Source organism: Ktedonobacterales bacterium, assembly GCA_036557285.1.
Taxonomy (GTDB): Bacteria; Chloroflexota; Ktedonobacteria; order Ktedonobacterales; family DATBGS01; genus DATBHW01.
In genome coordinates this window covers 13,317-36,442 of the sequence record DATBHW010000029.1, presented here as the reverse complement: position 1 = coordinate 36,442, position 23,126 = coordinate 13,317, and the positions used below count along the sequence as shown (strand labels likewise).

Below are 23,126 nucleotides of genomic sequence, written 5' to 3'. Positions count from 1 at the left end.
TTCCGAGCCGTTCCAAACGTATCGTCGAGGCCGCCGCGCTGAGGGGGAGTCTGGTCAGGCAACGATCATCGAAGTCTGGAGCAGAGATTCTCGGATTACCCGCGCGCGCTGGATAAGTCGTTGCAGATCCTCTGGCATGATGGCCTGATCCCCGTCGCAAAGAGCCTGGTCAGGCTGATGATGGACATCAACCAATAAGCCATCTGCTCCGGCGGCGATGGCCGCGTGGGCCATCGGGGCGACCAGTTCTCGTCGCCCGGTGGAATGGCTGGGATCAACGACAACGGGCAGATGGGTCAGCATACCCAGCAGGGGAATACAGCTGAGATCGAGCAGGTTTCTGGTCTGGGGATCGAAGCTACGAATGCCGCGCTCGCAGAGGACGACATTGGGGTTGCCCGCGCTGAGGATGTATTCTGCCGAGAGCAGCCATTCCTCAATGGTTGCGGAAAAGCCGCGTTTCAATAAGACCGGCTTTCCGGCGCTGCCCACCGCCTGAAGCAAAGGGAAGTTTTGCATATTGCGGCAGCCGATTTGCAGCATGTCAGCATATTCAGCGACGACTTCCACCAGCCCAGGCTCCATGACTTCGGTAATGATAGGTAGTCCGGTCTCTTCGCGCGCCTGGGCCAGCAGTTTCAGCCCTGGAATGCCCAGCCCCTGGAACGAGTAAGGGGAGGAGCGTGGCTTAAATGCTCCTCCCCGCAGCATGTCGGCTCCAGCGCGCCTGGCTGCCCGCGCAACAGCGCCTAACTGCTGGGCATCTTCAACTGCGCATGGCCCGGCCATGATGACCGGCTCTCCGCTGCCAATATTTACGACATGTGAGGCGCCGGGGCTGCCAACCTGGATGATGCTTTTCTCGTCTTGGAAGTGACGGCTGGCAAGCTGGTAGGGAGTGGAAAAGGTGAAGACGCCCGCGACGCCCGCGATGGCGCTGAGTTCGGCACGCGCCTCCGCGCTGAGGTGTTTTGCGCCAAGGCAGCAGGCCATGCCCACGCCGGTCTGGATGGGGCGCAGCGGTTCGGTGATCTGCGCTCTTCGCAGAACGGCGCTTATGCGCATAAACGCTTCGGGCGCTAGATGGTTCTCCGTGAGAATAATCATGTCCTTACTCTTTTCTAACTCTTTCTTTTACCCCGCTGCTCTCCCCATGTTCGTTCCGACGACCCTTTGCCTCAGCAGGCGTCAACTGCTACACGACAAACAAAAAAGCAGAGGAATCGTTCCTCTGCTTCTCCGACAGGCTTTGGGGGACCAGGCTACGTTACCCAGCACAAGAAGTCCACCGCCATGTCGGAGGACGCCAAAAGTAATAATAAAAGCTGGTTGAGTGTTGTGCCGGGTACGTCATGGTCCGAGTATAAAGCCTTTCGCCAATTCTGTCAAGGGGATTGGTGGTCAATTTTACTTACCCCAGGAGGAGATACGCTCACAAGGTACACGCGCGAGCGCGCCTCACTCCAGCAGCGTTTTGCGGTGCTGGCGGGCCTGATTGAACAGCGTCAAGAGGCGTTCAGCCTCGGCGGTTTCGGCGACTTGCAGCGCCTGACGAAAGGTTTGCAACTGCGCCATGTAAGCATCCATCCAGAAGAGCATCGCTTCTCGATTCGTGACAGCGATGCTCTGGTACATGGCTGGATCGCCCGCGGCAAGACGGCTGGTATCGCGGAACCCTGAACTGATAAGCTGGCGCATGATCTCAACTTCCGGGCTGTTGGCTGCGGTTTCCACCAGGGCGGCGGAGGTAATAAAGGGTAGATGGCTGATTGCCGCCACGCAGCGATCATGTGTCTGAGCATCAATGAGCAGGGGCCGCGCGCCCAATGTGGCGATGAGGTCTTGAATCGCTGCAAGCGCCGATGCATCCACATGTCTGGCTTCATCAGCCTGCGTGGGGGGGACGATACAATAAGCTGCCCCGTGAAAGAGGTCTGGTCTGGCTTGTTCGAGGCTGCCGACGCCTCCAGCCATTGGATGGCCGCCGATAAAACGCGCGCCGCCGGGGAGCAGTTCTTCTGCCCAGCGCAGCACAGCGGCTTTGGTGCTGGCGGTATCGGTGATCACGGTTTCTGCGCGCACATATGGGGCGATCTCGGCCAACGCCTGGCGAACGGCCAGCACAGGCGTGGCAATAATCAGCAGATCGGCTTGCTGCGCGACCTCGGCCAGTTGATCGAATATCTGATCGATTGCCTGTAGCTGCCTGGCCTGCTGGCGGCGTCCGGGGTCATTGTCGTATGCGATCACCGTAGGGCTTAGCGCGCCTGCGTTCTCTCTTTGCTGTTTGAGCGCCAGGCCAATGGAGCCGCCGATCAGTCCCAGGCCAATAATGCCCACCGTTTGCATATATGTCTCTCCTTATTGCTCAGCCTGTCCCAGCCAGCGCCGGATCGAAAGTCAGGGTGAGGTTTGGCAGGCTGGCGCGCAATCCGGCTGCCAGGCGCCCGACTTCTTCTGCGGAAACGAGCAGAGGGATAGAGATCGCTTCTCCATGCGTCATCCTGCTGTTCTGTTCAATGGCTGCCTGTGCGGATGCCTCTGTGGCGCACAGGTGGATATGAATCTGCGTCTGAGGGCTGAGGGCGTTTATATGATAGATTTCGGTCATTTCTTGCACGCTCAGTTGTCCTGGGGCGGTGATGGCCGCCGCGCTGGGAGCCGCATATGTCAGCAGGCAGTGGGGGAAGGCGGGCGCGAGCAGCCGTGTGAGTCGCCCGGCGTTGCCCATCGCCAGGCCGATTACCGGACTGGTGGCGCGCCGCAAGAACTCGAAGATAGGTAAGAGATCGGCTGGGCGTTGGGCCAGGCCAACGAGCTTGACCACATCGGTCTGGCTGCGCAGCGTTTCGTAGGCGCCCCACAGGTCTGAAGGCATGTGGTCGGTCCAGTGGCGCGAAACGATCAGCCGCGTGGCGCTGCTGCGGCGCGCGGCCAGGGCTGCGAGGCTGTCCCATTCGCTATCTATATAGGCGCAGCCCAGGTCCATACCCTGAGTCAGAATGTCCAGGCGCTCGGCTTCCTGGCCCTGGAACGCGCCGCCTTCGCGGGGCGGGCGACAGGTGAGAATCAGGGGGCAGGGCGCTTCGCCAACCAGGCGAGGGAGATCGAAGGAAGCCATCATGTCCAGGCGAATCTCGGCCATGCTGATAGTCGGCGCCAGCGCGTGAAGAGCGGCCAGGCAGGCTTGAGTATCGGGGAGCGCCAGCGAGGCGGCGATTCTGTTCACCATCGGTTCTTTCCGGTATCGTTCCAGGGACGCAAAAAGCGTTTCCTGCTTCGTCTTATTCTACGTGGGAGGCTACGCTGTCTCTGGGAGTATAGCGAGATGCAACGAGAAAAATCCAGGGGCAAGGTGTGTTCTGCTTCATTGTTTGGGGGCTGGCGCTCATGATATAATGGCCTCAGTTTTTAGCAGGGCTATTTCTAGCGATGATTCGTTTTAAGCATATGATTCTTGTCTTGAAGCTCGCAAACGCACGTGCTGAGGGGAGATTATTATGGAGCGATGTCCAAATTGTGGTGTTGAGACGCGGCCAGGAGATCAATTTTGTCTGAATTGTGGCAATCGGCTGACCGGCTCTCAACCCGCTGGCAATCAAAATCCCTGGGGAGCGCCGCAGCAGCCAGCAGGGCCTGCGGCGCCAGTGTTCCCAACGCCAGGGCCGGGAGCGCCTCCTTTTCATCAATGGGGGCCGCCACCAGGGTCGTCGCCCGCCTCATTCGAGCCGCCAACTTCACCGACCTTGCCAACAGCGCAGGCGCCGTTTGATCCAGGGCATGACGCGAGCGGGACGACGGTGGCGAATACCGGAGGCCCGGTAAGAGAAGACCCGACGATGATTTCGCCGCCGGAGGTGCTGGAGGCTACTATGGTGGCGCCAGAGGCTCCCGCGCCAGAAGCGTTGGCGCCTACGGCAATGGCCCCTGTGGCGGAGCCGCCCGACGCTGGCAATGCTGGCGATTACCTGGAGACAGTTGTTGCCAGCATGGAGACACGAGCGGCGGTGGAGGAGGAGGTGGACGTGACCATTACCAGTGTCAATGAGTCGCCTGCCAAGCTGATTGTCAGCAGAAATGGGCAAACGCGGGAGTTTCTCTTGAAGAAGCCAGATATTTCTATTGGCCGCGCGCCCAGCAACGATATTGCGCTTTCTGGCGATCAATTGGCTTCCCGGCGGCATGCGTTGATCCATTTCGATGGGGTCAGTTATGTCATTCGTGATCTGGTGAGCGCCAACGGCACCTATATTAACGGCGTCGAACTGCGTTCCCCTACCCCACTGAGCAATGGCGATCATGTTGGTGTTGGCGAGCATGAGTTGATCTTCTTCTCCGTTGCTGAGAGCGCAGCCGAGCCAACGACCATGACCTTTCACCAGCCAGAGGCGGCGGAGGTCAACCCTGAGACAGTTCCGGTGCCGGGCCAGGCTGATACCCTGGAGCCTTTTGGGGCGTATGTGACCCAGGGCGATTCTGTCGCTGCGGGCGCGTGGGAGAATGCAGCGGTTTCTCAGGAGGATGTAGAAGAGGAGATCAAGACGACGACGGACGCGGAGTTGGTGGAGACGGCAGGCGCCAGCGTCTCGGCTGCTTTTGCGACGGTGACCTATGAGGAGCAGGATGATGCGTATCCGCAAGCCTCAGCCTATCCTGAGATGGCGTCGGCGTCGGCTCAGGCTGAGGTGGAGGTACCGGAAGCGACCATTATTGAGCGGATTGAACTCACCGAGGAATCGTCGGTGAGCGTGGTGGAGGAAGAAGAAGAGGTTGAGGAAGGCGCCCCGGCAGATATATCCATCGCAGAACGCTTGAGACTGACTGAGACGGTGAATGAGGAGGACATGCCCTTGCCAGTACCACAATTGCCTGAAATCCCTACCATGCTGAGCGCGATCAAATCGCTGGATTCGACGACTGCCGAGATGCGCGAGAATCTGCGCCAGGCGAAGATTCTGGAGGAAGAAGCGCAGCGCCTCCGCGATCAACTGCGGGCTGCTACTGATGCTATCTCCAATCATGATAACTCGGTAGCTATCCTGGCACAACGCCTGCGGGTAGGGGTTGCGGATGTATCGAATCGTCTAAACAAGGTGATTGAAGAAGTGCAGCGCGCCGATGAGTCGCTCTCGATTGCGGACCTGATGAAGCTGATTGATGATGTGCGCAGTGATCCGCGCGACATTTATACGCTGGGCAGCCTGGCCCGGCGCGCGCGAGAACTGGCGCAGTTCTTCGAGATGCACCAGCATGTCAATCAGATTCTGAGTGAGTGCCTGGCGACGCTGAATGACCTGCTCTCTGCCGAGCAGGCGGTGCCGGAAAGCTAGGCATTGTTTGGGCGATAACAACGCGATGACGCCCCAATTGGCAAACCAGGACTACGATGTGGTCATCATTGGGGCCGGGCTGGGTGGCCTGCTCAGCGCGGCCCAATGTTTACAGCGCGGCATGCGCGTGGCTGTGCTGGAGCGCCTGGCGCACTGCGGCGGGCGCTTTACGGCGAAAACGTTCCAGGGGGCGCAGATCAGCACCGGCGCGGTGCATATGCTGCCCTTTGGCTCGAATGGCGTGCTGGCGGGGATGCTGCGACGCCTGGCGGTGCCGCATTACGTGTATGACGCGGAAGTCTTTGCCTCTTTTTTTGTGCATGGCCGCCAGCATGTCTGCCGCTCCCTGCTGGGCGTCGCCTCGTTCCTGGGGCCGCGCCAGTTTACGCGCTTTGTGCTGCTGGGGCCAACGCTGATGGCTCGACGTTTGCCCGCCGATGAGCGCGATCTGCCCTTCACCGACTGGCTGAAGAAATACCATGTGACCCCGACCAGCTCCCCCGAACTCTATGCTTTCTTTGAGCGCATCTCGCATTTTGCGCTGAGCGTCCCCCTGGAGGAGATAAGCGCGCTGGAGGTTGCCGAGACGACCAAAAATATGTTCCGCTATGGGCCGCCGGGCATTGTGGAGGGCGGCTGCGCGGCGGTGACTGGAGAATTGGAGCGGCGCGTGCGCGAGCAGGGGGGAGAGGTGCGTCTGCGGCACGATGTCGTGCGCGTGCTGACGGAGGAGGGCGCGGTGACGGGCGTGCATGCGCGCGACAAAGCAACGGGCGAGGAAAGCATCCTGCATGCGCCGCTGGTGATTAGCAATGTTGGGCCGCGCGCGACGGCGCGAATGGCGCAAGGCGTGGTCGAACATAGCGCGCCGATCCGCGAGGCGGTTGGTCTGAAGGTCCATGTACTCAGTGATCGCTCGCTGATTCCGCATAAGGGGATTATGTATTGCCTGGATACCGAGCGGATAGCGGGTATGGTGCAGCCCAGCAATTGTGACCGGCGGCTGGCCCCGCCGGGTAAGCACCTGCTGATTACGCATCAGGTGATGCGCTCGGATGATGTGGAGCAGGAGCGCGCGCTGGCGGTGGCTGACCTGCGCCGGATTATCGGCCCCGATTTTGAGCGCGATTGTCGGGTGCTGACGATCAGCCAGTATCGCGGGGAATGGCCGGTCAACCGGGCGCAGCAGGGCGCAGATTTTGCGCCGGAGATCGGCTTGCGCGGCCTCTATCTGGTGGGCGACGCGATCAAACCATCGGGCTATCTGATGGTTGAAGGCGTGGCGCAAAGCGTGAATCAGATGCTTGATCTGCTGGATGATCTGGATCGCGGAGGCACTGCGCCAGCCACGAAGATGGAGCCAGCAGCGGCTGCCAGATCGGAGAGGCGATCAGGCGCGTCACATATCCCGCGCAAGCCAGGGGCGGCCCGCGCGCTCTACTGGCTGGTCGCGCCACCGCCGCCAGCCAGGCAAAAGCATCTGCCGACCAGAAGCGAGCCGCAGTGATGGACGAGCCGAAGCGTCTTGCTGCGGCGCGGGCCAGGCTGCAAGAGATTGAGGAGCGGGTTGAGGCGACGCTCTGGGATACGACGCTTGACGAGGCAGCGGCGCTGGCAGCATATCAAAAGGAGCGCGAGGCGCTTGAAGACGTGGTGCGCGATGGTCCCTCAGAGGTGGCGCCAGCGTGTCAGGCGCTGCTCGCCTATGTGCTGCTGCGCGAGGATGATCTGCTCTATGAGCGCGATGGTGATCTCGCCGCCAGTCTGGAGCGGATGGGGTCGGCGGTGGCGCTGGCTCAGATGTCGGGTGATGGGGTGCAGGTGGGGCGCTGCCTGATGGTGCAGGGCGAGCGTTTGTTGGTAGCTGCCCGCGCGGAGGAGGCGCAGCGCGCCTGGGAACGCTGCGAGGCGATTGGGCGCGCCGACGCTGGCCCAAAGCACCGCCAGCTTCTGGGCTGGCTGCTGGTGATGCGCGCCCGCCAGGCGCTGCGCGAGCAGGACTTCGACCAGGCGGCTGCGCTGGCGCAAGAGGCCAGAGGGCTGCTGGAAGCCGTTGAGGATGAGGCTGGTCTGGGGGCGCTCTATCTGGTGCTGGCTTTGTTGTATGAGGCCGAGCGTCGGCCTGGAGCCGAGATTGCCATTGCTCGCGCGGAGGCGGGCCACTGGACGGCTCGCGCCCGCCTGAGACACCAAGCCCCACCACACTGAGCGCATATCGCGCCCACACTCGCGCCCAAGAGTCCTATGTGTATTTACAAAGGATTCCCTCGATAGGTATACTGCTGCTGGCTGAGTTTGGCATTAAGCATGCTTCAGGGTCCGGTCACGTTTGAGCCGCGCCCATTCTTGAGTAGCGCCCACTTTTGGAAGTGAGAGAAACCATGAGCGAGATTGTCACGGCTGATCGTGTTGCCTGCTATCTGGTAGAGGGAGGAGCGCCGCTGCGTGGGACAGTCCGCGTGAGCGGCGCGAAAAACGCCGCTACCAAAATGCTGGTTGCCTCACTTCTGACTGAAGAGCCATGTACCCTGCATAACACGCCGCGTATTGGGGATGTGACCATTACCGAGAGCCTCTTACGGGCGATTGGCGCGGAGATAAGCTGGCTGCCGGACCATCCCTCGACTATCTTGATTAAAACGGCGAACATCAGCAATCATGCCCCGCCGCAAGAGCTTGGACGGATGAATCGGCTGGCGGTGTTAACCCTGGGGCCGATGCTCCACCGCTGCGGCCAGGCCAGGATTCCGGCGCCAGGAGGTGACAAGATTGGCCCGCGCCCCATCAACTTCCATATCGAAGGGTTGATGCAGATGGGCGCGGAGATCAAGTTTCGGGATGGCTGTTTTTACGCGAAGGCTAAACGCTTGAAGGGCGCAACGATTCGACTGCCCTTTCCCAGTGTGGGCACGACCGAGAACCTTTTGATGACCGCCTCGCTGGCAAAAGGCGTGACGATTATCGAGAACGCCGCTATCGAGCCGGAGATTATGGACCTCATCAAGTTCCTGCAAAAGATGGGGGCGATTATCGAACTCAAGGTGGACCGCAAGATTGTTGTGGAAGGGGTAGATCGGCTGCGCGGGGCGACGCATCATATTCTCCCTGACCGGCTGGAGGCCGTTTCGCTGGCGATTGCCGCCTATCTGACCAGAGGGGATGTGCGGCTCCAGGGGGCAAGCCAGGATCACCTGCTGACCTTCCTGAACACGCTCTATCGCATCGGGTTAGATTTCTCGGTGGAAGAAGACGCCATTCGCTTTTTTGATACCGGCTGTGTGCCTCGCTCTATAGCGATAGAGACGGATGTGCATCCAGGTTTTATGACCGACTGGCAGCAGCCCTTTACTGTGTTGCTGACGCAGGCCAGAGGGATGTCGGTGGTCCACGAGACGATCTATGAAGATCGCTTTGGTTTTACGCAAGAGTTAAACCGGATGGGCGCTGACATCGGGCTGTATACAAAATGCCTGGGGGAGATGGCCTGCCGCTTCCGCGAGAAGGACTATTTCCATAGCTGTATCGTGCGCGGTCCAACGCCGCTTTCAGGCGCGGCGCTCACCATTCCTGATATTCGCGCGGGCTGCTCCTATATCCTGGCGGCGCTGTGCGCGAATGGCGCTTCAACGCTGATGGGCATCGAACATATTGAGCGCGGCTATGAACGGCTGCCTGAAAAACTGCGAATGCTGGGGGCGCAGATCGAGAAGCTGGATGGCCGCGAGGCTGGCGAAGCGCTGGTGGGCCAGTAGCGAGCCAGCCAGGCGTCAAGTCGTGGCGCTGCCAGTAGTAATCAGCAATCAGCGTGGGTTCACGGCGTAGTTAGGGGCTTCCTTGGTGATAAAGACATCGTGTGGATGGCTCTCGCGCAGGCCCGCGCTGGTGATGCGTGTGAAGCGCGTGGCGGCTTGCATCTCCGCAATGGTGGCCGCGCCGCAATAGCCCATCGCCTGGCGCAACCCGCCGACCAGTTGGTAGGTCATAGAGCCGAGCGGCCCTTTATAGGGGACGCGCCCCTCGATGCCTTCGGCGATGAGCCGCGATTCGTCGCTGACGCCATCCTGGAAGTAGCGGTCTTTGCTGTAGCTGCGCCGCTTCATCGCGCCAATGGACCCCATGCCTCGATAGTCTTTATAGCGTTCGCCCTGGGAGATGATCAGTTCGCCGGGGCTTTCATCAACTCCGGCGAGCAAGCCGCCGAGCATGACGGTATCGGCTCCCGCCGCAATCGCCTTGGCAATGTCTCCTGAATACTGGATGCCACCATCGCCGATGACGGGAATATGATAACGAGCGGCGGCCTGCGCGCACTCGTAAATGGCGCTGATCTGAGGGACGCCGACGCCCGCGACAATGCGCGTGGTGCAGATGGCTCCAGCGCCAATGCCCACTTTCACCGCATCAACGCCAGCCTCGATCAATGCTTCGACGCCGCTGGCAGTAGCGACATTGCCCGCGATAATCTGTGCCTGCTGACCGAAGCGGCGCTTGATGCGCACGACGGCCTCCAGCACCATGCGCGAATGGCCGTGAGAGGTATCAACCACCAGCACATCTACATCTTCAGCAATCAATGCGGCGCAGCGTTCTTCACAATCTGGCCCCACGCCAACCGCTGCCCCGACGCGCAGCCGACCACGCTCATCTTTGGCCGCGTGGGGATACTGTGTTTTCTTCTGGATGTCTTTGACAGTAATCAGCCCCTTGAGCATGCCCTGCTCATCAACAACCGGCAACTTTTCGACTTTGTAGCGGTGTAGAATCGTTTCCGCCTGTTCAAGCGTGGTGCCGACTGGAACGGTGATGAGATGCTCACGGGTCATGACCTCGCCGATGGGGCGGTCCAGGTTGCTCTCGAAGCGCAGGTCGCGGTTGGTGAGGATGCCCACCAGTTTGCCCTGTTCGGTGATGGGGATGCCGGAGATATGATAGTTTGCCATCGAGGCCAGGGCGCTGCGCAGCGAGTCGCCTGGCGCCAGGGTAATCGGATCGGTAATCATTCCCGATTCCGAGCGTTTGACTTTATCAACTTCTGCTGCCTGATCTTCAATAGAAAGATTGCGATGAACAATGCCTATGCCGCCTTCACGGGCCAGGGCAATGGCGAGCCTGGCTTCTGTGACGGTATCCATAGCGGCTGAGACGATGGGGATGCGTAATTCAATGGAGTTGGTGAGCCGGGTGCGGGTGGAGACATCGGAGGGAAGCACTGAAGATGCGGCTGGGATGAGCAGCACATCATCGAAGGTAAGACCCTGTGCGCCAAATTTCTCCTCCCAATCCAGCAGCGTAGTCATGAGTGCGCCGTATCCTTTCTTGTATGATCCTTGCGGGTATGACTCCCGATTTCGGCGCGTGTCCTTCGCTCTGCCTGTCCAATGATTGCTCGATGTCGCGCGATGAGGCCAGCAATGAGACCAATAGAATCAGGTGATCATAGAGAAAGCGCCCAGGCGCGTACTATACAGCCGCGCTGGGCGTCCGGCTTCGAGCCATCGGGCATGCGGGTGGGATGCGCTTGAAATCAACTGGGATGCCTTTGCAAACTCAACTCAATATCCTCAAGACGGAGTGTTATCAAGCGCGCCTCTTGTCGCTCCAGTCCTGGGATAGCAACCGCAGAATGCCGAAAAGTTCAAGGGAATATATAAAAGGAAATGTATATTAGAAATACTGTATCATCTGGAGTCGGTTCGCGTCAACCGCAGAGCAAGGGCGCTCAATACAAAGCAAAGCGGCCATAAAAAAGCGCCGGATGTCTATCCGGCGTGAGCAAAGGGTCGCTTGAGCGAAGGGAGCGGGCTATGGGATTCGAACCCACGGTCTCAACCTTGGGAAGGTCGCATGTTACCACTACACCAAGCCCGCCTACAAGCATCAGCATTCACAAGTGTACCTGATAATCAGCTAAAAGTCAATCACGGTGCCCCCGACTGGACTCGAACCAGCACGCCTTGTGGGCACAGGCCCTCAACCTGCCGCGTATACCATTCCGCCACGGGGGCTTCTTGCGCCGCTCTGGCAGCCTCGCCAGACGCACTATACAGTATATACTGGCGGCGCGCTCTTTGTCAATAGCTCTGGCAAGGCATGAAAGCAAGCCTGCTGTACACGACCAGGCGGGCGTGGGGGTGGCCCGAAAAAGTCGGTGCTCTCAATTGTTCGCGCCAGGGTTGGGCGCGGCGCCGGACGGGGGGGGTAGCGCCTGACCAGGGTCTGGTCCCCCCGGCACAGCGGGCTGCGGTGTTGGTGTGTTTGTCGGATCAGGCGTTGTCGTCGCAGTGGGCTGAGGCGTCGGCGTCTCTGTCGGGCCAGGTGTCGGCGTCGCAGTGGGCTGCGGTGTTGGCGTCTCTGTCGGGCCAGGCGTCGGCGTCGCAGTGGGCTGAGGCGTGGCGGTTGGGGTGGGTTGGGGTAGTGCCGTAGGCCAGGGTAGAGGCGTGTTGATAGGGCCGGGTATCTGTGTGGGCTGGATGGTTCCGCCCGGCGTGGGGGTCAGGAGCCGGGCGTCTGTATCAGCAGCGCCAGGATGAAACCAGGCCAGGCCCAAATGCCCATAAGCAATTGAGGAAACACCAATCGTCAATACCAGTGCGGCGGCCAGCACAGCGATGAGCAGGACATACTTGCGCCTAGTGGGAAGACTTCCGAGGTTCTGGCTGCTCGCAGCCTCCTCGGCCTCTGGTAACGTCTGGCCCCTGGCTAGACGCGTAGTGGGCGTCAGGTCGCTATTTTGAGTGGTCGCGTCAGAGGCGGGCGCTTCGATCATCTGACTGAAGAGTGGAGGGCGAAGAGCATAAGGCCCGACTTGCTGGACGGCGTACCCTAATGCCCCGGCAGTTTCAAAGCGCTGGCTGGGGGCTTTGGCGAGTGCCATCTGGAGAATATCCACGATCTCGACAGGCAGATGGGGATTATGCCAGCGTGGGTCGGGAGCCGGGTCGTTTGCCTTCTTGAAAAGCACCTCAAGCGGCTGCAAACCAGAGTACGGTACGACTCCGGTGAGCAGTTGATAGAGAACAATCCCCAGGCTGTAGATGTCGCTGCGCGCATCCGCCAGACCTTCCGCTTGTTCTGGAGCCATATATTCTACGCTGCCCAGCCCCACGCCAGTTGTCGTCATCCTGGTATCGAAGCGATCACGCGCAATGCCAAAGTCAGCGAGCAAAACATGGGTGTGGCGTTGCAGCAGGATATTCTGGGGCTTAATATCGCGGTGAATAATTTCTTCCTGATGGGCATACTGCACAGCGTCACAGAGCGGGACGAAGAGGGAAAGCGTTTCCTCCAGAGACAGTGGCCCATGATGGTTGTAGAGCAGATCACGCAGCGTGCCTTCGCGTACCAAAGGCATGACGAGATAAAGAATGCCCTGCTCCTCGCCAAACTCGATAAGCGGCAAGATGTTGGGGTGGGAAAGCCTGGAGATAGCGTGGGCCTCGCGCAGAAAGCGCCGACGAAAAGGCTCATCTCCCGTAAATTCTGGTCGGATAACCTTCACCGCGACCTCGCGGCCAAAGGCGGTTAATTGCTTAGCGCGATAGACATCGGCCATGCCGCCTTCGCCAATGCCCTCGATCAGTTCGTAATCGCCCAGGCGCGTGCCTGGTAATCTAGAGAGTAATCTTGACATCACTATTCCCGTACCTTCCCGCCTCCAAAAGAGGGGAAGAGTCTAGACAAGCGGAAACTCAATGGGGTTCAGGTAATCCTGTTTCTGCTGGTTGACTGTGGCCCAATCATTTTGCAGAATGCCTCCGGTGTCCACCGAGTCAGGATTTAATGCCCAATACGTCCAGCTTATTCCTGTAACCCCGTTGCCCAGATAGGCGATGATGCTCGTGAACCACTGCTGGTCCTTCGTCGTGGTCAACAGGGTGCCGAACTCCCCTAACATGAGGGGGGCGATGCCCTCTTTGACAATAAAGCCCCAATGGGCATCCCAGATGCCAGGCAGGTTATCGGGATAATCGGGTTCGTTAAAGTAGTGCAGATTATAGACATCAGGCGGATAGTCGTGCGGAGAATAGACGACCTGATTGGGTACATTGAGTTGGACTGGCGTGTCGGCTACCCCTTCCAGGTTGCCTCCCCACCAGTAACAATCCCCTTTGTAGCACTCCACGCCCTCGACAAAGATCAGCCAGTGAGGGTTGATCGCCAGAATCTTATTGCCCAGACTCTGAGCCTCCATTTGCCAATCTACTGAGGGATTACCACATCCCCAACAGGCTGCGGCGTGCGGCTCGTTATCCAGATCCGCTCCAATAACCGTTGTGTTGCCCAGGTAATGGGTGGCTAGCATCAGCCAATCCGCCTCAAAGCAGGATACAGAACAATCAGGCGCTGACCAGAGTTTGGTTTGCGAGCCAGCGTCTATGCCGTGATGGTCCAGAATAATCCGCAAGCCCACTTGACCGGACGCGGCCACAATTTTATCCAGAATCTGCAACCCGTTGAGTCCTTGCAGATCCTGGTTCATGCCGTTGTTAAACGAGATGCCGTTTGGGACACTATTAGCAAAAAACAACTGATCAGAGAATGGTATGCGGATGGTGTTATAGCCAAGGCTTTTGATTTGGCGGAGCAGATCGTGGTAATCGCGCTGCCCCAGGCCGTGAACCACGTAGGTAGGCGATTCAAAGCCAAACCAGTTGAGGCCTGCAATTCGCACCGGATGATTGTTTGCATCCACAATTTGGATGCCGCTGGTGTGCCAGTAGCCGGACCCGACCGGCGGCGAGGCGGTTGGGGTCGGGGCCAGCCCGCTGGTTGGGTTTGCTCCGGGCGTACCGACGCTGCTCACCTTGCGGCCAGGCTCCTGCGTCTGAGCATGCAGGACCAGATAGCCGCCGATGCTGCCGAGGCCGACCACCAGGAGTAAGAGGCTGAGCCAGACCCGCCGCCGCCGCACACCAGACGAGACGGTATCGCGCGCCTGCGTCTGGACTACTGGCACGGTGGGAGTTTCCCACCACGCGCCTGTCGAGCCTGGAGACGTTTGGAACGTGGGCGCGCTGCTGGGGAGGGCTTCTGCTTCGCTCTCCTTTGCGCCAGCGCGCTGACCGATCAGTTGGCCCTCTGGCTGGGTGGAAAGGGTGGGCAGCGCCAGCCCACATTTCCTGCAAAACCGCTGGTCGGCGATGATCGCTTCCCCACAACCTGGACATTGGCTTTCAGCGGTTGCGACATGGAGGAAAGATGGGGTTGGAGGTGGTGTGGTTAGAATAAACGGGTCATCCTGGGCCATCCGGCCACACCGACGACAGATGCCGCTGATCGGGTCTTTTGGTCCCTGACAAAAGGCACATGGCTTCATGGAAGATTTCTCTCAAGCTAGTAACCCATCGTAAGAAAACAATAAGAGGGCGCCTTTACTATATACTATTCTGATACATAGGTGGAACTCGCGGCATTGCTGCGCCGCAGCGCAAATGAGACAGTCTTGTAACCGATACCGAGAGCGTTCACGTAAGCGATTTCGGTATCGGTTACGATGAGTATAGAGGGAATAGCAAAGTTTGTCAAGCATTTTATTACGCCAGGCATTTTATCAAAAGCATAGACACCACAAGCACATTACTTTTCAGCGGGGCCGCCGCTCATACCGCCCCATACAATCTTTCTGGTAGGGCTGGCGGCTGTCACTGCAAATAGCAAACCACTGGGCGAAACCGCCTGTGAGCGTTCGCCTGCGAAACAGTGTTGGCACTGTTGTGGCTGGTATATACTTTGCTGCTGCTTTGCGCATGTCCCAGGGCATTGACGCCAGCGCGTCTCTCTTCTGCACTTAACAAGGAGCCTTTACTGTATGCAAAAACATTTGCCCAGGATCAATTCGAGAATGGTTCGGTGGCCCGGACAACTCGTCTCCAGGCCGTGGATCGGGCTTGGAACCTTGGCGGTGCTGGTATCACTGCTTGGTATGAGTATCTGGATCGTGCAGCTCAATGCGCAACTGAACAACCAGAGGATAGCCGCAGGCGATGCAAGCCGCTGGGCCGATGATACGGACACTACGGCGGCAACGATCCCATTTTCTTCGCCAGAGACCTTGCAGATCGCGGTTGATCCAGCTTTTAGCGCCTATTATCAATCGCATGCGGGGGCGACGCTCCTGGGAGCGCCGGTGACGCCGGGCTTTCCTATCGCCCAGGGGTGGATTCAATTCTTTACCGCAAACGCGCTGCTCCTGCCAGGGATACCAGGGGCAGCCACCACCAGGACCAGCCAGGCGGATAAACAGATAGAGCGTTTGATACCGGACGGACTGAAAGACAGCCATACCGGCGTCATTCAACTCCCATTGCTGCATACCCTGCTCACGGTGGGGAGCCAGGCGCATGTGGGGGGCAGTTTAACCTATACCGATCTGCGCAGCGCGACGAATCCCGACCAGATGATACCTGAACCCGCGCCCAACAGCGCCGTGAACCAGAACAGCCCGCAGAGCGAATCGAGCGGCGGCGTGTTCATTCAGGGCGGCACGCGCGATGGTAGGAAGGTCGGTCATGTAATCCCAGCCGCTCTGTGGGCCTTTATAACACGTCGCAATGTGTCGCCCGATGGCTGGCAAACCGATTTTGGCGCTCCATTGACTGAGGCCATCCCCTTTGCCACCACTCAGTACGGCGCCTCGCACCGTCTGCTGATCCAGGTCTTCTGGCGTAGGGCGCTGATCATGAATCTTGATAACAAGGACGCCTCTGGTCAGCCTCTCATTCAGCCGCTTGATACCGGCGTGGCCTATCTGCGAACCCTCACTCCACCTGCCCCTGCGCTGGGTACGCACACTACCATCTGGGCCAACGGCGACATAGACATCCTCAACGCGCCAGCCACGGGCGCCGCAACCCTCCACGTCGGTCAGCACTTCCCACTCACCCTGGCTGGCGATACGCGGTGGAACGGCGGAACGCTCTGGTACCATGTGAAGTGGAAAGGTGTTAAAACCTCTGGCGATGGGTGGGCGCCAGCCATTGGGACTACCTTCACCTCGCCAGGAAAAACCTCCGCGTGGGCCTCATTCGATCTGCTTTCATCCGGCCTCGCGCAGTACCTGGCAAGCCAGGGCGATCATACGGCTGCCGCTGTCTACGACCTGACCCGCCAGCAATACTATACCTATCACCTGAACAATCATTACCTCATGGGCAATTCAGTCAAGGTGCCTATTCTGCTGGCATTTCTGACGATGACGGAGCAGCAGGACCGCAGACCGAGTGCTCATGAGATGGATCTGTTGACGAAGTTGATTAAAAATGCTGATGATGAGGCTGGTGAGGAGCTGTACGGCGAAATTGGTTGGGGCATCGGGCTAAAGGAGTATCTGGATCAGATCGGGATTACTGGCCTGGAGCCAGATAACTGTGAATGGACCTATAGCTTCGTGAAGCCGCTGGCGATGGTGCAGCTATTGACGCTGCTGTATGAGGGTAAAGTGCTGACACAGCAGGATCGCGCGCTGGCGTTCTCGCTGCTGGAGAATATCGAGCCAGCCCAGCAGATAGGCGTGGGTGACACCAGGCCGCAGGGGGCAGCTGTCGCTATGAAAGATGGCTGGGTGGTTGGCACAGATAACCGCTGGGCGATGAATACATCGGGCATTGTGAGAGTTGGGAGCGAGACTTATATTATTTCCGTCTACTCGGCACACCTGAACTCGCTCCAGGAAGGCCAGGCCATCGCACGCCAGGTCTGTCAGGAGGTGGCCTCGCTCCTCTCGCAGCAGATATAACAGCGGATGTATCTGCGGCTTGCGAAATAGCAAGGCCACCTGGCTGCTCTCAGAGCTTATGTGACAGGATCACCCCTGTGTTCAATCCAACGGTATGCAGCCCTCCAAAAAATCTAGCGTGTTCCATCTTGATACAGCGGTCCTGGACAAAAATCAGCCCGGCCTCTCTCGCTCGCTCGCCTGCTTCATCATTGCGAATGCCCAGTTGCAACCATAACACCCTGGCCCCGATCTGTATGGCTTCTTCCGCAATCGGTAAGATCGCTTCCGGCTTACGGAAGACATCCACGATCTCGATGGTCTCGCCTGCTTCTTTGGCCTCCTTCAACGAGGCATACACCTTTTTGCCCAGGATGGTCTGTCCGGCATGGGCCGGGTTAACGAGGATGATGTCATAGCCCTCTGCCAGCATGTAGATCGCTACAAAATGGCTGGGCCGATACTGGTCTGCCGAGATTCCGACGATGGCAATATGCCGATACTGCCGCAGCAACTTGAGCCGCTCGTACATATCCGGCGTAAGATTGCCAGCAGCCTGTTTAGTGGTACTCATGCCACCCCCTCTTTCACCGCCTGGGTCGAATCGCTCTGCGCCACAGTGACCTGCACCGTCGCTGATGCGTGGTGCAGCGCCTGGTCCAGATCCCACAGAATATCTTCGATGTTTTCCAGCCCAATCGAGACCCGAATCAGGTCGGGAGTTACGCCACCTGCCAGTTGATCCTCTGCTGAAAGCTGCTGATGTGTGGTACTCGCGGGATGAATAATCAAGCTGCGCGCGTCGCCAACGTTTGCCAGGTGCGAAAACAATTTCACCTGATTGATGACCGCTTTGCCCGCTTCGTAGCCGCCCTTGACGCCGAAGGTGAAGATGGAGCCAGCGCCACGCGGTAGGTAGCGCTGCGCCATCCCAAAGGAGGGGTCATCCGACAGGCCCGGATAATGCACCCAACTGACGGCAGGATGCTCTTTGAGGAACTGCGCGACCTGGAGCGCGTTCTGACAGTGCCGCTCCATGCGCAGCGAAAGCGTCTCCAATCCTTGCAGCAGCAGAAACGAGTTGAACGGACTGATACAAGCCCCCGTATCGCGTACTGTCTCCACGCGGGCTTTCATCACAAAGGCAAAATCCCCAAACGTTTCGTAAAACCGCACCCCATGATAGCCGGGCGAGGGATCAACGATGTGGGGAAACTTGCCGTTGTCCCAGGGAAACTTGCCGGACTCGACCAGCACCCCCGCGATTGAAGTGCCATGCCCACCAATAAACTTGGTGGCGGAATGGACCACAATATCAGCGCCATATGCCATTGGCTGGCACAGGTACGGCGTAGCGAAGGTGTTATCAATGACGAGGGGAATGCCCGCCTCGTGCGCAATAGCAGCGACTGCCTGCACATCGAGCACATCGCCACGCGGGTTGCCGATGGTTTCGCCGTAGAGGACGCGCGTGCGCGGCGTGATGGCGCGCCGATAGTTTTCAGGATCGGTGCTGTCGATAAAATGAGTCTGAATGCCCCAGGTGCGCAGCGTCAGGTCGAATTGGGTATGCGTGCCTCCGTAGAGGCTGCTGGAGGAGACGATCTCGTCGCCAGGGCGCAGAAGCGTCATCATCGTCACCATCTGCGCGGCCATGCCCGATGCTGCGGCGAGCGCCCCTGTGCCACCCTCAAGGGCAGCGATGCGCTCCTCGAAAGCTGCGGTGGTGGGATTCATGATGCGTGTATAGATATTTCCGAAGCGCTGCAAGGCAAACAGGTGCGCGGCGTGATCGGTGTCATCGAAGACATACGAAGTAGTCTGGTAAATAGGCACTGCTCGCGCTCCGGTAGTCGGATCAGGCCGCTGCCCGGCATGAACGGAGAGCGTATCAAAGCCAAAGCGGTGGTCTGCATCAATTTCTGGCATGCTCTACTCCTCTTCCAATGGCAGGTCTTACGGATTCTGCTCCATCTTATCACCGTTCTGGCTGCCTTGCCCTGCCAGGACTCCAGGCTCCAGGCAGATGATCTGAACAAGCGCCGGGCGATGTCCCCGGCGAACAAGATAGCCGCGCCCCGGAGGGAGCGTGGTGGCGCGCTGCGTTCCCAGCAGGGGGCCTTCCTGGGGATCGCCGTCCATAATGAAACCCGGACTCCCCATCTCTTTGATGCGCTGGTATATTGGCTCCATGCCTGAGCGCAAGGCGCCGCCGACGCGGCGCGCAAGAACGACGTGCAGCCCTATATCGCGTCCCTGGCCGATGAGTTCTACCAGCGGGAGCAAGGGATTGCCCGATGGGGTTGTCAAGAGTTCATAATCATCAATGAAGAGGATGTAGTGGGGGCCGGTCCATCTGGCAGGTTGATGGAGTTCTTCAAGCGAGAGATTGGCCGCCGAGAGTACGCGCTTTTCAAGCTCGACTTTGAGGCGTTCGATACACTCTTTCAACAGGGATGGGGTGTAGGCGTAAGCAAAGAGATGCGCGCTTTTAGCCAGGCTGAGCAATTTTCGGCGATAATCAACGATGATAAACTGTACCTGGTCCGGGGTGTAGCGATGCTGCAATCCGAGCATCCAGGCATGGAGTAGCGAGGTCTTGCCGCACTGCGCGTCACCAAGAATGAGGAAGTGCGGGTTGTCATCCAGCAGGTCAATGTATACCGGCTGGAGTTCAAGCTCCTCCAGCCCAACGGGGACGCCTGATCGCTGATCGGTCCCAGGAGCCGGAAGATCATGCTGGGTGACGAGCGCGGGCAGCATGCGGATAAGGGGCGCTGAAACGCCTCTCCACTCCTGGCGCAGCGCGTGTACCAGCGTTTCCACTGCTTCAGACAACGGCTGTGCTTGTACGATTGCGCCGCTCCCGAACCGGGGGACCGCTACCTGAAAGTGGAGGCCATTTTTCAGCAGGCCACGTCCAGGCGCCCCGGCGGGTAGAGAGAGGGCGGCGGCTTTGCTCACCTCAGACTCCAGCGGATCGTTAAGCCGGAGTTCGAGGCGAGCGCCGAGGGAATCGCGGAGTTTTGAGCGAATGTCGCTCCAGCGATTGCTGGCAAAGACGAGATGCACACCGTAGGTCAGACCAGCCGTGGCTACCTCAAAGAGTTCAATCTCAAGGTCTTCAAACTCCTGCTGGAAGTGGGCAAAGTCATCAATGACGAGAAACACGTCACCAAATGGCATGTCCTGAAACTCGCCCGCCTGGCGGCGTGAACGCAGGGTCATAATGGTATCAATACGCGCTTCGCGGAACAGATACATGCGCTCTTCAATAATCATGCGGATCTGGCGAATAAGCCGCCGGACTTTATCCCTTTCCGTCTTATCGCAGACGCTGCCGACGTGGGGCAGATGTTCCAGCAGGCGCAGTTGACCGCCGCCAAGGTCAATACAATAGAACTGAACCTCATAGGGGGTATGAGTCACCCCAAAGGCGGTAATCAAGGTCTGGAGAAAGGTACTCTTCCCCGTCTGAGGAGCGCCGACAATGGCAAGGTGCCCGCCAGCCCCTGAGAAATCCAGCAGCAGCGGCTCCTGCTTTTGCAGAGCAGGCATATCAACAATGCCGATGGGAACCTGAAGCAGATCGGGTCGGGGAAGAGGCTTTCTGGAAGGCGCCTCTATTTTGCTCGCGCTCTGCATAGAGAAGACTTCGCCCAGGGTGAGGTACGATGCCAGCGGTGGCAACCATACCTGATGGACGGCTACCTTCTGCTGCTGGGTCTGCCGGGCAATAAGATGCGTAATGACCACATCCATATCTGTATGCAGGCTCTCATCCCCGGCTTTTTGCAACGCGCCAACGGCGCTGCCGCCATTTTGGGGCAATGCTCTGACATAGGGTACCAGTTTTCCTGTGGGTGAGAACCGCTGTACAGGCGCCTGCTCGATTCCGTTCATGCCGCCGGGGGAATAGGGAGCAGAGATCAGCGCCGATTTGAATTGCTCGTAGATAGTTGTATCAACCTTGAAATAACCGATGCCGGGAAAGGAGGGCAGATAAAAGGCATCAGGGGTGTCGAGGACGGCGGCGCTTTCCAGAACGCTGAAGGTGCGCAAGCAAATGCGATAGCGTAAGAGTCCCTCCAGCCCCTGAATGCGCCCTTCTCCAAGCCGCTGCGTCGCCAGCAGCAGGTGCATACCCAGGCTGCGGCCTACGCGCCCAATCGCCACAAAGAGTTCCAAAAACTCCGGGCGATTGGCAAGCAGTTCGGCAAACTCGTCCACGACAATCATGAGATAAGGCATCGGCTCCATGCCAGGAAAGATCTGCCGTCTCGCGTGGTACTGCTGGATGTTATCCAGGTTTCCGGCTTCGCGGAGCATCTGCTGGCGGCGTTCTTGCTCGCTGCTTAACGCGGCGCGCATCCGGTCTATCAGGGTGAGATCGCTCTGAAGATTGGTAATCAGGCCAGCGACATGCGGAAGTCCGGCCAGGTCAGCAAAGGAAGCGCCGCCTTTGAAATCTGCCAGGACGAAGTTGAGAGTTTCGGGATCATGGGTAATCGCCAGGCTGGTGACGATGGTGCGCAGCAGTTCACTCTTGCCAGAGCCTGTCGCGCCGATGATGAGGCCGTGTGGCCCCATCCCGCCCTCGGCAGCCTCTTTGATGTCCAGAATCACCGGCTCTCCGGCTGCGCCAATGCCGAAGGGAACGCGCAGCAGTTCGCTCCTGCTGCGGGCGTGCCAGGTGTCTGACGCGGCCAGGTCATCAGCGAAGGCGTGACCCAGGAGGGGGAGCAAACGGACTTCTTGAGAGAGATCCTGCTGCTTCCCTTTCTCTCCGAGGACCAGTGGCGTCAGACTACGGGCGATCCGCTCGCAGGTTGCCACGTCAGCGAAGTCGGCGGAAAGACCCGCAAAGCGTCGCCCTTCTGGCGCGGTCTCCTCATAGGAAAACCAGCCCATCTCCGAAACCTGGAGGCGCGCCTGAAGGATTGGCGGCTCATCGGCTGCGTCATGGACCAGACAAAGGATCGTGACCCCCAGGCGGGCCGCGTCAGTGAACAATTCATGAATGGCAGGCAGGTGTGCCAGGGGGCTATCGGGCGAGTAGCCGTCAAGCAAGACGATGAAATGCGGCCTGACGGCGCTTCCAGTTGGCGCGTTCGGGTCTGCATTGAACTTGCGGCGGCGCTCAAGTTCTGGAACCAATTGCGAAGTCAGGATTTCCTGAAAATCGTCGAGGGCATCTGCCAGCAGGCACAATGGCTCGATGTCTTGCTGCCTGGCTGACTTGAATTGGCGGAACAGGCGGGTATGCGGCAGCCACTTGAGCCAGGACCATTCCTGCGCAGCCTCGATGGGAAAGTAGGCGATCACGCGAACATCATCGGGAGCTTGAAAAGCAGCAACCTGGCACAGCATAGAGCGCAAGAGCGCCCGTACTCGTGGACGGTTGCCGGTCATGACGAGCGCGCCAAGGGTACTCAGGGGCGACACCAGGGGTACGTTTTCTACCTGACTGTACTTTGCCAGCAGCAAGCGCGCCTCTGTCAAACAATCCCTGTCGTACTCCGCCAGGGGATTCTTGTCCTGCTCGATGGTCAAAGGGCAGCACAGCGGCGCTACGTCGGCGGCCAGACGCACCTGGAGGAAATCGGCATCCGTGATGCGGCGCTCCCAGAGGTATTCGCGCCGCTCGACACAGGCGGCCAGGGTTGCTAACGGTGGATGGAGCCGGTTCATCAGCTGCTGTTGGCGCTGGGCAACTTCGTGCAGCCAGATGCGCTGCTGCTGAATGTAGCGAAGATATTTACTGCGATTGGCCTTGACCTGGACCCGCGTGGTTCGCCGCTGCACAAATTGCATCAGTGCAGCGCCGCTAAACATAGCCACCACCATAAAGGCAGCGACCAGAATAAAGATGGGGTCTGGATAGATGAAAGCAAAGGCCAGGAAACCTACCGAACTCAGCAGGGGAACAAGCAACTGCATCCAGGAAAACCCGCCGCTCTGTGACTGTGGCAGGATGGGTGGGGCCGCGATGACGATTTCATCTGTGGGCAGGCGATCAGGGTAGCTTCGTGCTGGACGGTGAAAGATAAGACCAGGCATGGTGGAATCCTCGTAATATATCT

General features: G+C 58.9%; 14 protein-coding genes and 2 tRNA genes. 5 read left to right on the top strand and 11 right to left on the bottom strand.

Annotated elements, in window-relative coordinates; all coding sequences use genetic code 11:
• Positions 1–54 precede the first annotated feature (54 nt).
• From aroF to VH599_08770, 3 genes are all read right to left on the bottom strand, one after another.
• On the bottom strand, positions 55–1,107 hold the full coding sequence (gene aroF, locus VH599_08780; GenBank protein ID HEY7348394.1) for a 3-deoxy-7-phosphoheptulonate synthase: 1,053 nt from the start codon (positions 1,105–1,107) through the stop codon (positions 55–57).
• Between the two features lie 351 nt (positions 1,108–1,458).
• Positions 1,459–2,349, bottom strand: a complete 891-nt coding sequence (locus VH599_08775; GenBank protein HEY7348393.1) for a prephenate dehydrogenase/arogenate dehydrogenase family protein — start codon at positions 2,347–2,349, stop codon at positions 1,459–1,461.
• 19 nt (positions 2,350–2,368) lie between these two features.
• Complete coding sequence (locus VH599_08770; protein HEY7348392.1) at positions 2,369–3,232, bottom strand: type I 3-dehydroquinate dehydratase; 864 nt, start codon at positions 3,230–3,232, stop codon at positions 2,369–2,371.
• Between the two features lie 268 nt (positions 3,233–3,500).
• Between VH599_08770 and VH599_08765 the strand changes: the two genes are divergently transcribed.
• From VH599_08765 to murA, 4 genes are all read left to right on the top strand, one after another.
• A complete protein-coding gene (locus VH599_08765) occupies positions 3,501–5,330 on the top strand; it encodes an FHA domain-containing protein (GenBank protein HEY7348391.1) in 1,830 nt (609 codons plus the stop codon).
• 7 nt (positions 5,331–5,337) lie between these two features.
• Complete coding sequence (locus VH599_08760; protein ID HEY7348390.1) at positions 5,338–6,837, top strand: FAD-dependent oxidoreductase; 1,500 nt, start codon at positions 5,338–5,340, stop codon at positions 6,835–6,837.
• Positions 6,837–7,538 (top strand): hypothetical protein, encoded by a 702-nt coding sequence (locus VH599_08755; protein HEY7348389.1) that lies wholly within the window; start codon positions 6,837–6,839, stop codon positions 7,536–7,538. The genes VH599_08760 and VH599_08755 overlap by 1 nt, the downstream gene beginning before the upstream one ends.
• Before the next feature lie 173 nt (positions 7,539–7,711).
• On the top strand, positions 7,712–9,082 hold the full coding sequence (murA, locus tag VH599_08750) for a UDP-N-acetylglucosamine 1-carboxyvinyltransferase (protein ID HEY7348388.1): 1,371 nt from the start codon (positions 7,712–7,714) through the stop codon (positions 9,080–9,082).
• 48 nt (positions 9,083–9,130) lie between these two features.
• On the opposite strand, the gene guaB is transcribed toward murA, so the two are convergent.
• The 5 genes from guaB to VH599_08725 all read right to left on the bottom strand — a co-directional run bounded on the left by guaB (position 9,131) and on the right by VH599_08725 (position 14,646).
• On the bottom strand, positions 9,131–10,627 hold the full coding sequence (gene guaB / locus VH599_08745) for an IMP dehydrogenase (GenBank protein HEY7348387.1): 1,497 nt from the start codon (positions 10,625–10,627) through the stop codon (positions 9,131–9,133).
• 499 nt (positions 10,628–11,126) lie between these two features.
• Positions 11,127–11,198, bottom strand: a tRNA-Gly gene (locus tag VH599_08740).
• A gap of 56 nt (positions 11,199–11,254) precedes the next feature.
• Positions 11,255–11,335: transfer RNA gene (locus VH599_08735), tRNA-Leu, on the bottom strand.
• Positions 11,336–11,484: 149 nt separating this feature from the next.
• On the bottom strand, positions 11,485–12,960 hold the full coding sequence (locus tag VH599_08730) for a serine/threonine-protein kinase (protein ID HEY7348386.1): 1,476 nt from the start codon (positions 12,958–12,960) through the stop codon (positions 11,485–11,487).
• Between the two features lie 42 nt (positions 12,961–13,002).
• Positions 13,003–14,646, bottom strand: a complete 1,644-nt coding sequence (locus tag VH599_08725) for a cellulase family glycosylhydrolase (GenBank protein ID HEY7348385.1) — start codon at positions 14,644–14,646, stop codon at positions 13,003–13,005.
• A gap of 492 nt (positions 14,647–15,138) precedes the next feature.
• Here VH599_08725 and VH599_08720 point away from each other — a divergent pair, with 492 nt between their 5' ends.
• Positions 15,139–17,064, top strand: coding sequence for a serine hydrolase (locus VH599_08720; protein HEY7348384.1), 1,926 nt, complete (start codon positions 15,139–15,141; stop codon positions 17,062–17,064).
• Positions 17,065–17,113: 49 nt separating this feature from the next.
• Here the strand turns inward: VH599_08720 and VH599_08715 are convergent, their stop codons facing one another.
• From VH599_08715 to eccCb, 3 genes are read right to left on the bottom strand one after another with little or no spacing between them, the layout of a single operon-like run.
• A complete protein-coding gene (locus tag VH599_08715; protein ID HEY7348383.1) occupies positions 17,114–17,617 on the bottom strand; it encodes a CoA-binding protein in 504 nt (167 codons plus the stop codon).
• The gene (locus VH599_08710; protein HEY7348382.1) at positions 17,614–18,972 is read right to left on the bottom strand and encodes an O-acetylhomoserine aminocarboxypropyltransferase/cysteine synthase family protein; all 1,359 of its coding nucleotides are present in this window, start codon (positions 18,970–18,972) and stop codon (positions 17,614–17,616) included. Before VH599_08710 ends, VH599_08715 begins: the two co-directional genes overlap by 4 nt.
• A gap of 27 nt (positions 18,973–18,999) precedes the next feature.
• Positions 19,000–23,103: a type VII secretion protein EccCb gene (gene eccCb, locus VH599_08705; GenBank protein HEY7348381.1), complete on the bottom strand. Its 4,104-nt coding sequence runs from the start codon at positions 23,101–23,103 to the stop codon at positions 19,000–19,002.
• Positions 23,104–23,126 lie beyond the last annotated feature (23 nt).